Source organism: Leucobacter shiyiweii (assembly GCF_052446065.1).
Lineage (GTDB): Bacteria > Actinomycetota > Actinomycetes > Actinomycetales > Microbacteriaceae > Leucobacter.
In genome coordinates, this window is the sequence record NZ_CM127080.1 from 1,573,539 (window position 1) to 1,586,953 (window position 13,415).

The window sequence follows — 13,415 nt, forward strand, 5'->3', positions numbered from 1 at the left end:
GCTCAGGATTATATCTGCGCCATCCCCGAATTCGCTGTGCGTCGTGCGAGCAGACAGTTACGCGCCAAGGATGCGGTCGAGCGTCGGATTCGCGAACACCCGTTCCGGGTCCAGCCGATCGCGTACTCGCACGAAATCGTCAAACCTGGGGTAATTTTCCCGGAGTTGAGCCGCATCTCTGGTGTGCATCTTGCCCCAGTGCGGGCGCCCGCCGTGAGCGGCAAATATGTGCTCAGCTTCGCGGAAGTACTCGCCAAATGACTCTTTCCAGTACCGGTGCACCGCCACGTAGCCGCTATCACGACCGTAGGCCGTCGACATCCAAAGGTCGTCAGCAGACGCCGCCCGCACCTCGATCGGAAACGAAACATTGAGTCGTCGACGCTCGATCATGGCCCGAAGCTCGTCTACCGCTTCGGGAACCTGGGTAAGCGGGATCGAATACTCCATCTCGCGAAATCGCACCCGTCTGCGCGTGACGAAGATGCGGTGGGATTCATCGCTGTAATCTCGTCGGCTCGATATCGCCTGGATCGTCTGGTTCACCCGAGGAATCATCTTCGGTAGCCGGTGGCCGCCTGCGACGACCGCGCCGAACACCAGATTGTTGACAATTTCCTCGTCAACAAACTTCGCGGCTGCCGTGAGTGGTCGCGGAACCTCTCCGTAGGACACACGGTGGTTCGTCTTGGTGCGCGCACCGTCGGTGTGAGGAAACCAGTAGAACTCGAAGTGATCCACCTCACGACTTCGCTCCTCGAACGTGTCGAGCACCTCCGCGAGCGGCACAGGCGCCTCCACCGCGCGCAGGAGGAAACGGGGTACACATTGCACGGTCACGGTCACCAAGACTCCGACAGCGCCCAGCCCCAGCGCGATCGCCGGAAACAGTTCCGGGTGTTGCGTTTTGTTCACCGAAAGTACCTCTGCGGATCCGGTGACGAGGGTGGCGCCCACGATCCGAGTAGCAATTCCGCCAAAGCGCACACCGGTACCATGAGTGCCTGTCTGAGTGGCCCCACTGATCGTCTGTCGATCCACATCGCCCATGTTCTCTAAGGCGAGTCCCAGCGGGTTCAGAATCGCCGGAAGCTCCCACAGATGCGTGCCCGCCCACAGGGTGACCTGGCTGCGCTCGAGATCGACATCCACCAGTCCCCTCATACGGCTCATATCGAGTCGAATACCGTCGGTCGCGCCGATGCCGCTGAAACTGTGAGATGCGCCAATGGGCTTGATGCTGTGTCCGGTCTCGAGTGCTCGTTGTACCGCCCTGCGCACCTGATCAACATTTCGTGGTGCAACCACAAGGGCGGGCGTTGACCGCTCGGTTCTGGCCCAGTTCCTCCAGTGTCGGCTCACAGAAAAGACCGCCCTTCACCACGATAGGTCGCGAGTGGATCCCCCGCCACACCTGCGCTCACCGGCACAACCTCACGGACGTGTTCCATGGGCTCCCCCGACTTCGTGTGACGCAACCACACGCGATCGCCGAGAGCTAGAGAACTGACCGCCGCTCCCCGCACTGGGGTTTGCACCTCTCCGGCACCCTCCCGGGAGGACAAGCGGAGGCGTTCCGGCCACACCACCTGGGGCAGTCGGTCGACACCGGGAGCGCCCGAGGCGCTCCACCCGCCACCGAGTAAGGTAACCGTGTCAGCGCGGGGCCTGCGCACGACGTCGAGGGCAATCGCCACGGCAGGCGCGGGGGTAAATTCGCGATAGTGGTCGAAAAGATGCGGGCCGAACAGGCCGCTTCCAGCAGTGACTTCGGTGACCGAGGCCTCCGCGGCAGTGTGTTCGAGCGACCCGGTGCCTCCGGCGTTCACAAATTCGAGCGGTGACACCTGATGCACAGCCGCGATGGCCTGCGCTCGCCGCTCACGAAGCTCTGCACTGCTCGCACGCTGCATCGCGCGAAGTGCAGCGCCGAGTATCGGACGCCCCGACGGAGCGTTGGCCACTCCTGCGATCTGCGCCTCGTACGACATCACTCCCACGAGCTGGTAGCCGGGCCTGCACGCCACCTGTTCGGCGAGAGCGCGAAGCGCCTCCGCCGTGCGCACAGGAGATCGGAGCACACCAACGTGTCCAAGCAGCGGAGCGTCCCACGAAGCGTCAAAATCGAGGCAGACACGGAGACTTTCCCGGGTCCGATGAGGCGAGATCGCATCGATCAGGTCGAGCTGTTCGACACTGTCGATCATCAATGTGATCCTGCTGGCCGCACGAGCATCGGACCCGAGCGCGGCTATTGCCGCGCGATCCACTGTGGGGTATCCAACCACCACGTCGTCGACGGTTTCGGCAAGCCACAGCGCCTCGGGCAGCGTGTAAGCGAGCACCCCACGATAACCGGGCAGTGCGAGCACCGCATCAAGCACGCCGCGCACCCGAATCGATTTCGATGCGATGCGGATCGGCAGCCCCCCAGCCCGCCGCAACAAATCAGCCGCGTTCGCGCTTAGCGCCTCAAGGCTGAGCGCCACGAGCGGAGCGCTGAGATCCGCAGTCGCGGCCGTGAGCCCTGGCCAGAACTCCGCGGGCCGACTCCACGGGCGATCAGCGCCCCTTGCTCGCAAGCTGGGAGCCGCGAGATCAAGGGTCATGCGTGCAGTTTAGTACTGACTAGTCTCGGTGACGCCGACGCGCACGGAAGCGTCTCACACGCAGATATAGCGCGAGCACGATCACCACCAGGATCGTGACAATCAAGACAAGTTTTGCAAAGGCCACGCTTCAAATGTAGCCGTTCGAAATGAATCGCGCCGCGTGATTTCGGGGCGGTATCGTCGCGAGCCACAGAATGGTGAGACCCACACCGCCCACGCACGCGGTTGCAGAACGGCCGACCTGACGGCCGGGCTACCTGGGCGCCCGTGTGAACGCAGAGTCCCCCTGCTGGGACTCGAACCCAGACTGCGACGATTTTAAGTCGTCTGCCTCTGCCAATTGGGCTACAGGGGGAGACTCGGCCTCGAGACAAAACTTGAGGCCCAGTTACTCGGCGGAGCGATCCAAAACGCACAGGAAGTCGAACTGAGCCACACCAACCGGTTCAGAGCCTACCAACTGTGAGTACTCTGGACATAAGTGAGCCCCGAGCTGGGCAGAACTCGGGGCTCACGGTAGGTTGTGGATCCTGGCCTGGGCAGATACCAGGATCCACAGTCTGTGGGCTCGCGCATACGGCGAGCGTCAACTATGCTCCGAGTCGCTCCCGAAGCGCATGGAGCTCCGCGCGAAGTTCCTCAGGGAGCCGGTCTCCGAATTGGTCGAAGAATTCCTCCGTCAATGCGCACTCATCGAGCCACGACCGCTGGTCGATCGCGAAGATCTCGTCGAGGTCTTCCGATACCTCTTCGATCCCGGAGAGGTTCAGTTCGCCCTCTGCAGGAAGCAGGCCGATCGCGGTCTCGTGACCACTAACTTCGCCTTCAATGCTCCGAATGGCCCAGTCGATGACACGCGAATTGTCGCCAAAGCCCGGCCAGAGGAATCGGCCGTCTGAGCCCTTACGGAACCAGTTGACCTGGAAGATCTTTGGCGCATTCTCGCCGAGGGTTTCACCCATCTTGAGCCAGTGACCCCAGTAATCGGCCATGTTGTAGCCGCAGAACGGCAGCATGGCGAAAGGATCCCTGCGCAGCTCACCGACTGTGCCCTCCTGGGCGGCAGTCTTCTCTGACGAGATAGTTGCGCCCATGAACACTCCGTGCTGCCAAGACAGTGAGCGAGCAACCAGCGGGACGTTCGTTGCGCGACGACCTCCAAAAAGTATGAGGTCGAGGGGTACGCCGTCTTGCTCAAACCAATCATCAGCGAGTGTGGGGGTCTGCTGGATCGGCACGGTGAAGCGGGAATTGGGGTGTGCAGCAACGCGGCCAGATTCCGGGGTCCAGTCATCGCCGAGCCAGTCGATCAGGTGCTCAGGCACGGTGTCGGTCTTCCCCTCCCACCACACGTCACCGTCGTCGGTGAGCGCCACGTTGGTGTAGATGGTGTTGCCCCAGAGGGTTTCCATCGCGACCGGATTTGTCGACTCGCCAGTGCCGGGCGCGACACCGAAGAATCCCGCTTCAGGGTTAATCGCATACAGCCGACCATCGGGCCCCGGGCGAAGCCAGGCGATGTCGTCACCGATCGTCTGGACCTTCCAGCCAGGAATCGTGGGCTGGAGCATTGCCAGGTTGGTCTTACCGCACGCGGACGGGAAGGCCGCCGAAAGATGGTACGACTTGCCCGTCTCGCTATTAGTGAGCTTCAGGAGCAGCATGTGCTCGGCGAGCCACCCCTCGTTCTTCCCCATTACGCTCGCAATACGCAGAGCGAAGCATTTCTTCGACAGCAAGGCATTGCCGCCGTATCCCGACCCGTAAGACCACACCTCAAGCGTCTCAGGGAAGTGCGTAATGTACTTTTCGTCATTGCAAGGCCAGGCGACATCTTCCGCACCATCGAGCAGGGGTGCGCCGACAGAGTGGACGGTGCGCACCCACTGGCTGCCCGGGGTAATGCCGTCAAGGGCGGCCTGACCCATACGTGTCATGATCCGCATGTTCAGCACCGCGTATGGGGAATCGGTGATCTGAATGCCGAGCTGAGTGATTGCTCCACCCACCGGCCCCATGGAGAAGGGAACAACGTAGAGGGTCCGTCCGCGCATCGACCCCTCGAAGAGCGGCATGATTTCCGCCTTCATATCGGCCGGTGTGCGCCAGTTATTGGTAGGGCCAGCGTCAGCTTCATTCTCGGTGCAGATGAAGGTGCGGTCTTCTACCCGTGCGACATCGCCGGGATGAGAGCGCGCAAGGTAGCTGCCCGGACGGAGATTCTTGTTCAGCGGAATCAGAGACCCAGCCTCGACCATTTCTGCGGTAAGGCGGTCCCACTCCCCCTGCGAGCCGTCACACCAGACAATTGCGTCCGGTTGCGTCAGCGCCGCAACCTCGGCCACCCACTGCAGCACCTCCGGGTTGGAGGTGTTTGCTCCTTCGGCCACCTTTTCGGCGATCGAATCGTTCATCTCGAGAGTCGAGGCGCTGCCCATAACGTTCGTTCTCCTTGATAAGAAACTTCTGTTCTTCCATTCTGGATGAACCAGGGATGTCCACCCCGTGAATTTACAGTGTAAAGAATCGCACTTTTTGACATATAGTCAATACATGACTCCCGATGCAACCCCGAACCTCGGCGATGACGCGTTTCAACGGCTACTCATCGGAAAGCGGATCCGCCACTTCCGCACAGGGGCGGGCCTCACGCTGGACCAGCTAGGTGAGCGGGTCGGCGTCGGGAGCAGTCAGCTCTCCCTTGTAGAAAACGGCCGACGGGAACCTCGGCTGACCCTTCTACAGAGCATCGCCCGCGAGCTGGGTGTCGACAGCGCAGACCTACTCAGAGAGGAAGCGCCGGATCATCGGAGCGCATTAGAGATTGAACTCGAACGATCGCAGACCACCCCCGCTTACCTCCAGCTCAATCTCCCCCACGTCCGGGCCCCCCGTACCTTGAGTGACGAGGCCCTCGAATCACTCGTTGGGCTGCATCGCGAACTCGCTCGTCGCTCTCGCGCAGCGGCCGCGACCCCCGAGGAGGCGCGGCGAGCGAACACGAAGATCCGCCGTCAGATGCGTGAGCGCGACAACTATCTGCCCGATATCGAACGCGTGGCCGAGGAACTGATGGAGAGCATTGGTCATTCGACGAGCGCAGTGACACACCGGGAAGTTGCTGTACTCGCCGAGCGCCTCGGATTCACGCTCATCTTCGCCGACGATCTTCCGTCAAACACTCGCAGCATCACTGACCTCGAGAATGGCCGGATCTACCTTCCCCCGGCTTCGATTCCCGGCGGCCACGGGCTACGGTCTCTGGCTCTTCAGGCCATGGGGCACCGCGTGCTCGGCCATGACCGCCCGTCAAGTTATGCAGAATTCCTCGAACAACGCCTCCAGATCAATTACTTCGCGGCAGCTTGCCTGCTGCCGGAGAGGCACGCCGTGGTGTTTCTTCAAGACGCCAAGCGGGAGCGAAATCTTGCGATTGAGGATCTGCGCGATGCTTTTGGGGTCACGCATGAGGCTGCCGCACACCGATTTACGAACCTTGCCACCAGGCACCTCGGCCTGCGAGTACACCACTATCGCCTCGATACCGAGGGAGTTCTCGTGCGCGGTTACGAAAACGATGGAACCCCCTTCCCCGAAGATAACACCGGGGCGGTGGAGGGCCAGGTTATCTGCCGTAAGTGGGCCGGCCGCATGGCTTTTGACCGCACCAACCGTACGAGCGAGTTCTATCAGTACACCGACACCCCGGTTGGCACGTTCTGGTCGAGCGTGCAGTCGGGTGACACCACGCAGGGCCAGTTCTCGATCGCCTGTGGGGTGGCCTTTAACGATGCGAAGTGGTTTCGCGGGCGCGACACTACCGCCCGCACCCGATCGACTTGTCCAGATCCTGGCTGCTGCCGCACCCCGGATGCCGAGCTACTCGCCCGTTGGGAAGGCAAGGCGTGGCCGAGCGCGCGCATGCACGCCCACGTTCTCGCGCCCCTGCCCACGGGCACCTTCCCCGGAGTAGACGACATCGAGATGTATAAATTTCTGAGCAATCACGCGCCTCAGGAGTAGCACCGCAGGAGAGTCTGACCCGTCATTAGCGCAAGTAGACGCTTGCGCAGGGATCAAACGCCGCCAACCCTGCGCGACCGTCCTCCCGGAGACGCGCAGAACTGGGAAAGCCACGAAACAGCAAGTTCGTGAGTCTCAACCTCTCCGAGACTCACGAACTTGACCGCTGCTGTATCGCGCGGGGCTACGCCTTGGGACGAGAGGCGAACTCCTCGAAGATCGCCCGCGGCTCGGTGACCGCCTCGATGTTCACAGTGTCGCGCCCCAGGAAGAAGTGGCCGACCCAGCCGCCAAACACCCGCCACTTCCGCTCCCACGACGGAATCGCGAGACCATGGTAGAAGCGGTGCGCGAGCCAGGCAAAGTACCCCTTCATCGCGAATTTTCCAGACTGGAACACGCCCGTGTTAATTCCGAGCCCCGCAACAGCGCCAGCATTCTTGTGACTGTATTCGCGCACACCCTCGCCACGGAGATCGGCAACAATGTTCTTCGCGAGGAGCTTGCCCTGACGCACCGCGTGCTGTGCATTCGGCACGCAGAACCCACCAGGGCCCGGCGTCGACGACGTGTCCGGCACCTGCGACGTATCGCCCGCGGTCCACGCGCCAGCAAGTTCCGCACCATCTTCGGTCGTGATCTTCAGGTTCGGGCTCGCGATCACGTGGCCGCGGGGACCGATCGGGAGATCCGTACCGCGCAAGAACGGACGGGGCATGACGCCCGCCGTCCACACGATCAGGTCGCTCTCAAACGACTCACCGGTGGAAAGCTCGATCTTTCCGCCCACCGCGCTTGACAGCTGCGTGTCGAGGTGAATGTTCACGCCGCGACGGGTCTGATCCTTGATCACCCATTCAGAAGTCTCCAGCGATACCTCGGGCATAATGCGCCCCATCGCCTCGACCAGGTGAAACTTCGTCTCATCGAACGTGATCTCGGGGTAACGGCGCAGCAATGATGTGGCGAATGACCGCAGCTCGCTGATTGTCTCGATCCCGGCGAACCCGCCACCGACAACGGTCACGGTGAGGAGTCGCTCGCGCTCAGTGGATCCCTTGGGAAGGGAAGCGGCACGCTCGAAGTTCCCGACCATGCGATCGCGCACGGCGACCGCCTCCTCGATGGTCTTCATCCCGATCGCCTGATCGGCAACCCCTGGAATCGGGAACGTGCGTGATACCGAACCGGTCGTGACCACAATGTGGTCGTAGGCGAACTCAAACGCCTCGCCCACGGTTGGGGTAACGGTAGCGGTCTTCGTGGCGTGCGAGATCGCGGTGACCTTCCCCGCAATATTGTGCGTGCGGTCCAGGTGACGGCGACGCGCGACGACCGCGTGACGCGGCTCGATCGAGCCCGATGCCACCTCGGGAAGGAACGGCAGATACGCCATGTACGGCAGCGGATCCACAATCGTCACCTCGGCCTCGCCCGCACGCAGCAGCCCTTCGAGCTTCCATGCAGTGTAGAACCCGGCGTAACCGCCACCAACGATCAAAATCTTCTTCGCCACGAAGCTGTCTCCCTAGAGCGCGATGCAGAGGATCGGTGCCCAATAGCCTACGGGCACAGAAAAATTCGGGCGCTACTCACCCGACCTTCCCATCCTAATACGATTGCGAGGGGCGCCCCCACCGAAGCTGCGGCACTGCCGAACCATCCATGTAATTTTGTCGATATTTTACGCACCGTCCGCAGGTTCTGCGGAAGGTGACCAGCCGCACCGCTCGAGCGCGAGATCGCCAATCGGATTGACGCCCGGCCCTGCAGCGAGCGCGTGCCCCATTAGTGCGTGCAGGCACTTCACCCGAGTGGGCATACCGCCGGCGCTCACTCCTGCAAGCTCCGGCACCTCTCCCACGCTGTCGCGATCCGCGATGTACTGCTCGTGGGCTTGCTCGTACTGCGTCCGAAGCACCTCGTCCTCCGCCAGCAGATCGTTGAATTCGTTCATCACGCCCACCGCCTCAAGCCGAGAAGCAGCGGCAACCGCCTCGGGGTGAGACAGGTAATAGAAGGTGGGGAACGGGCTGCCGTCGGGAAGCCTCGGGGCGGTCGCGACCACCGTAGGGGTTCCATGGGTGGTTCTCGCCGCGATGCCAACGACCCCGCGTGCTTCTCGACCCAGCTGCTCGCTCACTATTGCAATATCGGTAACTGTGGGCTCGGTGTATGGGGGCCGACTCACTCGACGCTCTCCTTTTCGATAGGTAGTGGTGCGGGGGTTTCACTCGCGGAGCCAGTGGACTCAACTGACTCAATCACATCCGTCATGGCCCCGGGCAAAGCATCAGGAGAGGCGTTCGTAGTGCCGGCAATGAGGGCGGAGGAGACCAGAGTGTGCACCCAGTTTCGTTGAATACGCGTGAGCTGTTCACTCGTCACCTCAACCGAGTCTGCGGGAATCACGATGTCGTCGATAACGTTCAGTTGCGTCTCGCCCGGCATTACGTAGAACAGGCGCCCCCTCGCCTGGGAGCGCACGTACGACGGATCTTGCCATTTCAACCGCTCCGCATCAGCGTCAGCAACTGCGTCCCGATTCAGCTGCACACTCTCGCGCAGCTCAGCGAGTTCTCGCTGCTGCTGTACGTACGTTGACAGCGTCGGGCTCACGATAATCGCGCCGACCGCAATCAGCGCGACGATGAGTACAGTGAATCCGCTGAAGCGGAGACTGGCAACCCAGTCCCCCACCTCACCGAAGATTCGCTTAGCCATCCCGCGCGTCGCTTTCGCGGCCAGACCGGTCGTCAGCTACTTTGCGGTGAAGCGCGGAAACGCGCCTCGACCTGCGTAGCGTGCCGCTGCCCCGAGCTCCTCTTCAATGCGCAGCAGTTGGTTGTACTTGGCAACACGCTCGCTTCGCGCGGGAGCCCCGGTCTTGATCTGACCGCAATCGGTCGCCACGGCCAGATCGGCAATGGTCACGTCTTCGGTCTCACCAGAGCGGTGCGAGAGGATCGCCGTGTACCCTGATCGCTGCGCAAGCTTGACTGCGTCGAGGGTCTCAGTGAGGGTGCCGATCTGGTTGACCTTGACGAGCAGTGAGTTTCCCGCACCCTGGGCGATACCGTCGGCCAGGCGAGCAGGGTTCGTCACGAACAGGTCGTCGCCAACTAGCTGCACCCGGTCTCCAAGTTCGGTGGTGAGCTGCCGCCAGCCTTCCCAGTCGTCTTCGGCGAGTGGGTCCTCAATCGACACGAGCGGATAGCGCTCGATCAAGTCGGCGTAGTACGCGATCATGTCAGCTGCGCTGCGCTGCTGCCCTTCGAAGCGGTATGTGCCACCCTCGAAGAATTCGGTGGACGCAACGTCGAGCGCGAGCGCGATATCGCGGCCGGGCACGTAGCCTGCCCTCTCGATCGCCTCGACGATGAGATCGAGAGCTGCCGCGTTGTGCGGCAGATCGGGCGCGAAGCCGCCCTCGTCGCCCAGAGCTGTCGCGTACCCCTTCTCCTTCAACAGCGCCTTGAGCGAGTGGTAGACCTCTACTCCCCAGCGCAAGCCCTCCGAAAACGTTTCCGCACCGAGGGGCACGGCCATGAACTCCTGAATATCAACGCCGGTGTCAGCGTGCGCGCCTCCGTTGATGATATTCATCAAGGGCACCGGCAGTGTATGCGCCGTGGGTCCGCCCAAGTATCGGTAGAGCGGCAGGTCAGCAGAATCAGCCGCAGCATGTGCGACGGCGAGGCTGACGCCGAGAATAGCGTTGGCTCCCACACGCTGCTTGTTGTCTGTGCCGTCGATCTCCATCAGTGTCTGGTCGATCAGCCGCTGATCATCGGCTGAGAGCTCTTCAATCGCGGGTCCGAGTTCGTCAAAGACCGCGTCGACAGCCTGGGTGACACCCTTGCCCAAGTATCGGGCCTGGTCGCCATCACGCAGCTCGTACGCCTCGAAGGCGCCGGTGGAGGCTCCCGACGGCACCGCCGCACGGCCCACCGAGCCATCGGTCAGGCCTACCTCGACCTCTACAGTCGGATTGCCGCGAGAATCGAGAATCTCGCGAGCGATTACCGCGTCGATAAATGCCACCGTGCACTCCTTGCTTGTTGAGCTGCTGTTGCGTTATGAATCAAAGCCTGTGGCGCGTGCGCGCCGGGTGTAAGTCTATCCGCGCCCAAGTTCGCGAAGCTCCAGGGAATCACACTCGCGTTCGCCGGCGCGAACGTTCGCAAAGCGGGTGAAACCGTCAGCTGAGAGCCTGTCGAGCAGTGCCTTCATATTTTTCTGCCGGCGCTCGAGACGCACCCGATGCCCGTCGCGAATGAGCTGACGCTTGATCGCGGCAAGGTCGGCTGGATTCGCGTCAGCATCGTAGACAAGAGCGACGGCTTCGGGGCCCTCATGGGAAGGCAGTTCGATCAAATCGACCACTCGTTCAAACCCGATGGAGAATCCGACCGCAGGCACGTCTTGCCCGAGGAAGCGGCCCACCATCCCGTCGTAGCGACCCCCGCCTCCCACGGAACTGCCCGAACCCGGATGGGAAACCTCGAAGATCGTTCCGGTGTAGTAGCCCATGCCCCTCACGAGCGTCGGGTCAAAGCGAATCTCTACCCCACCGGGCAACACCCCAACGAGCGCCTCTCCGATTGCCGCCAGGTTGTCAATTCCCTCCTGCGCGGCACCAGCGGGGAGTGCCGCGGTGATTGATTCGTGAGTGAGCGGGATGCCGCCCGCTCCGAGCAGCGGCTCGACGCGAGTCAGCACGGCGCCCAGCGCATCGGCCCCGGCCTCGTCAAGCTCCGTCAGCTCGGCAATCACACCCGAGGTGCCGATCTTGTCAAGTTTGTCGATCGTAATGAGTGCCCGGTCGTGCACCGTGGCCTCGAAGCCGCAGTGCTCCAGCAAGCCGAAAAGTATGCGCCGGTCGTTCACCCGAATCACACAACCCTCCAGCCCGAGCGCCGCGAGCGCTTGAGAGGTAGCGGTGATGAGTTCGATCTCGGCGAGCATGCCCGGCTCACCGATAATGTCAATGTCGGCCTGTACGAACTGCCGATATCGCCCCTTCTGGGGCCGCTCGGCACGCCACACTGGCGCAATCTGAATGGCTCGAAATACCGGCGGCAACTCGGCGCGATGACTCGCGTAGAAACGCGTGAGCGGCACCGTGAGGTCGAAACGTAGGCCCAAATCCGCCAGTTCATCCGGGTTCCCAGCCTCGGCGGCGGCGGCGAGGGCCTCCGAAGTGATCCCGCGTTTCAAAATCGAGAACGACAGTTTTTCATTGTCTCCTCCGAGCCCGGCGTGTAGCCTCGCCCAGTCCTCCACCACGGGAGTCTCAATCTCGTCAAAGCCGTGAGCGCGGTAGATCCCGCGTATGACGCCCAGCGCATGTTCCCTTCGCGCCTTATCAACGGGCAGAAAATCGCGCATCCCGCGGGGCGGGTTCACCTGTGTGGCCATGGTCCCCTATTCTTCCACGTGTCGCTCGACCAGCCGCGCGATCGCGAGGCGGAGCGCGCGGTCGGCATCCACTCCAACTGCGTTCGCCCGCACCACCACGGCGAGTAGCTCATCACCGATTTCCGTGGAGGGATCGGCGTGATCTTCCGCGACGGCGCCGCCTGTTGGCACGGCGCCCTTGGTTGTGCTCGCAGAGGTGATGATCGAGGCCGCGTTTTCCGGGTCGAGCAATCGAGCGCGTTTAAGCCGTTCAACCACCTTTGCCGCACGGGCGAGCGTCGGCATGTCACGAGGAATTCCGTCGAGGACACCCCGGGACCCGCGTCGTTCACCCGCGGCGTCCTCCTTCAGACGCTCCCACTCGGCGTTCAGTTCTTCAACTGACATGTACCCACGGTCGCCGAACACGTGCGGGTGCCTTGCGATGAGTTTTTCGTTCAGGGCCTGTGTCACCGTGTCGAAGTCGTAACCCTCGTCGTCGCGCTCGGCGATCGCAGCATGAAACAGCACCTGATAGAGCACGTCACCGAGTTCGCTCGCGACTTCTTCGGGGCCCAGGCGTCTGTCGATCGCGTCGATGAACTCAGCGGTCTCCTCAACCAGAAACGGGATGAGTGAATCGTGATTTTGTGCGGCGTGCCAGGCACATCCGCCCGGCCATACAAGCTGCCGCATGGTCTGGCGGATACCGTCGAGCGCATCATTGGGGTACGAATCTTCAGGGGTGGATCGTGGCGTGCCCATAGCGAAACCCTACCGGGTGCCCGTCATGCGTGGCGGGGCTGAGAGCACTCAGCTAACGTCCTTTTTCACTCGTTAGTATCTGCCTATGGTCAAGGGTTCACACGTTGCGCGGCTTGCTCTCGCGGTCGCCGCGGTCTCCCTCGTCGTATCGGTATCGGCCTGCGCGGCCGAGCCATCCGAGCCGACAGCTGCTCCATACAAAGCGCCAACAATGGCCCCCGAGCAATCAGTGAGCGAGGCGTGCGGCCTGTCTCGTGACGATGTTGATCGTCTCGTGGTTCAGACCGAAGAAACGGTGAAGGCTGGGCTTGAAGAAGCCGGCCAGGAGCTCCTCCGTGGTGAGATGCCGTCGTTTGTTTTCTTGACGCAATCGCTAGATGGAGCTTTGCAGTTGTCGCAGGAGAGCGTCACCAACCCGGAAGTGTCCGCCGCGTTGGGTCGCATCACCGACAGCTTCACGGGTTTTGGTGCCATCGAGCACCCTGGCTCAATCCTGGGGGTGCCCGCCTACCTCGCAGCACTCAACGGACAGTTGGCTGCGCTCACCGCGGCAGGCCAGGATCTCCGCACGCTCTGCAATTTTCAGTAACGCGAGGCCGCACCGCTGCGGCTGGC

11 protein-coding genes and 1 tRNA gene are annotated in these 13,415 nt (G+C 62.2%); 2 read left to right on the plus strand and 10 right to left on the minus strand.

Annotation, left to right across the window (positions count from 1 at the left end; genetic code table 11):
* Nucleotides 1–57 precede the first annotated feature (57 nt).
* The 4 genes from ACTNFJ_RS07300 to ACTNFJ_RS07315 form a co-directional block, all read right to left on the minus strand.
* Nucleotides 58–1,308: a D-arabinono-1,4-lactone oxidase gene (locus tag ACTNFJ_RS07300; RefSeq protein WP_444711771.1), complete on the minus strand. Its 1,251-nt coding sequence runs from the start codon at nucleotides 1,306–1,308 to the stop codon at nucleotides 58–60.
* Between the two features lie 50 nt (nucleotides 1,309–1,358).
* A complete protein-coding gene (locus tag ACTNFJ_RS07305; RefSeq protein ID WP_435905744.1) occupies nucleotides 1,359–2,609 on the minus strand; it encodes an alanine racemase in 1,251 nt (416 codons plus the stop codon).
* Nucleotides 2,610–2,893: 284 nt separating this feature from the next.
* A tRNA-Leu gene (locus ACTNFJ_RS07310) sits at nucleotides 2,894–2,967 on the minus strand.
* A gap of 235 nt (nucleotides 2,968–3,202) precedes the next feature.
* The gene (locus tag ACTNFJ_RS07315; protein ID WP_435905745.1) at nucleotides 3,203–5,026 is read right to left on the minus strand and encodes a phosphoenolpyruvate carboxykinase (GTP); all 1,824 of its coding nucleotides are present in this window, start codon (nucleotides 5,024–5,026) and stop codon (nucleotides 3,203–3,205) included.
* A gap of 139 nt (nucleotides 5,027–5,165) precedes the next feature.
* On the opposite strand from ACTNFJ_RS07315, the gene ACTNFJ_RS07320 reads away from it, so the two are divergent.
* A complete protein-coding gene (locus ACTNFJ_RS07320; protein ID WP_435905746.1) occupies nucleotides 5,166–6,635 on the plus strand; it encodes a helix-turn-helix domain-containing protein in 1,470 nt (489 codons plus the stop codon).
* Nucleotides 6,636–6,819: 184 nt separating this feature from the next.
* On the opposite strand, the gene ACTNFJ_RS07325 is transcribed toward ACTNFJ_RS07320, so the two are convergent.
* From ACTNFJ_RS07325 to ACTNFJ_RS07350, 6 genes are all read right to left on the minus strand, one after another.
* Nucleotides 6,820–8,151: an NAD(P)/FAD-dependent oxidoreductase gene (locus ACTNFJ_RS07325; protein ID WP_435905747.1), complete on the minus strand. Its 1,332-nt coding sequence runs from the start codon at nucleotides 8,149–8,151 to the stop codon at nucleotides 6,820–6,822.
* 168 nt (nucleotides 8,152–8,319) lie between these two features.
* The gene (locus ACTNFJ_RS07330) at nucleotides 8,320–8,826 is read right to left on the minus strand and encodes a DUF501 domain-containing protein (RefSeq protein ID WP_435905748.1); all 507 of its coding nucleotides are present in this window, start codon (nucleotides 8,824–8,826) and stop codon (nucleotides 8,320–8,322) included.
* Nucleotides 8,823–9,359 carry an FtsB family cell division protein gene (locus ACTNFJ_RS07335; protein WP_435905749.1) on the minus strand — a complete coding sequence of 179 codons (537 nt, stop codon included), beginning with the start codon at nucleotides 9,357–9,359 and terminating at the stop codon, nucleotides 8,823–8,825. The genes ACTNFJ_RS07330 and ACTNFJ_RS07335 overlap by 4 nt, the downstream gene beginning before the upstream one ends.
* Nucleotides 9,360–9,395: 36 nt before the next feature.
* Entirely contained in the window at nucleotides 9,396–10,679 is a 1,284-nt protein-coding gene (gene eno, locus ACTNFJ_RS07340; RefSeq protein WP_435905750.1) for a phosphopyruvate hydratase, read from the minus strand.
* Between the two features lie 75 nt (nucleotides 10,680–10,754).
* A complete protein-coding gene (gene hisS / locus ACTNFJ_RS07345) occupies nucleotides 10,755–12,056 on the minus strand; it encodes a histidine--tRNA ligase (protein WP_435905751.1) in 1,302 nt (433 codons plus the stop codon).
* 6 nt (nucleotides 12,057–12,062) lie between these two features.
* Nucleotides 12,063–12,800, minus strand: coding sequence for a MazG nucleotide pyrophosphohydrolase domain-containing protein (locus ACTNFJ_RS07350; protein WP_435905752.1), 738 nt, complete (start codon nucleotides 12,798–12,800; stop codon nucleotides 12,063–12,065).
* Nucleotides 12,801–12,885: 85 nt separating this feature from the next.
* Here ACTNFJ_RS07350 and ACTNFJ_RS07355 point away from each other — a divergent pair, with 85 nt between their 5' ends.
* Nucleotides 12,886–13,389 carry a hypothetical protein gene (locus ACTNFJ_RS07355; RefSeq protein ID WP_435905753.1) on the plus strand — a complete coding sequence of 168 codons (504 nt, stop codon included), beginning with the start codon at nucleotides 12,886–12,888 and terminating at the stop codon, nucleotides 13,387–13,389.
* The last annotated feature ends 26 nt before the right edge of the window (nucleotides 13,390–13,415 follow it).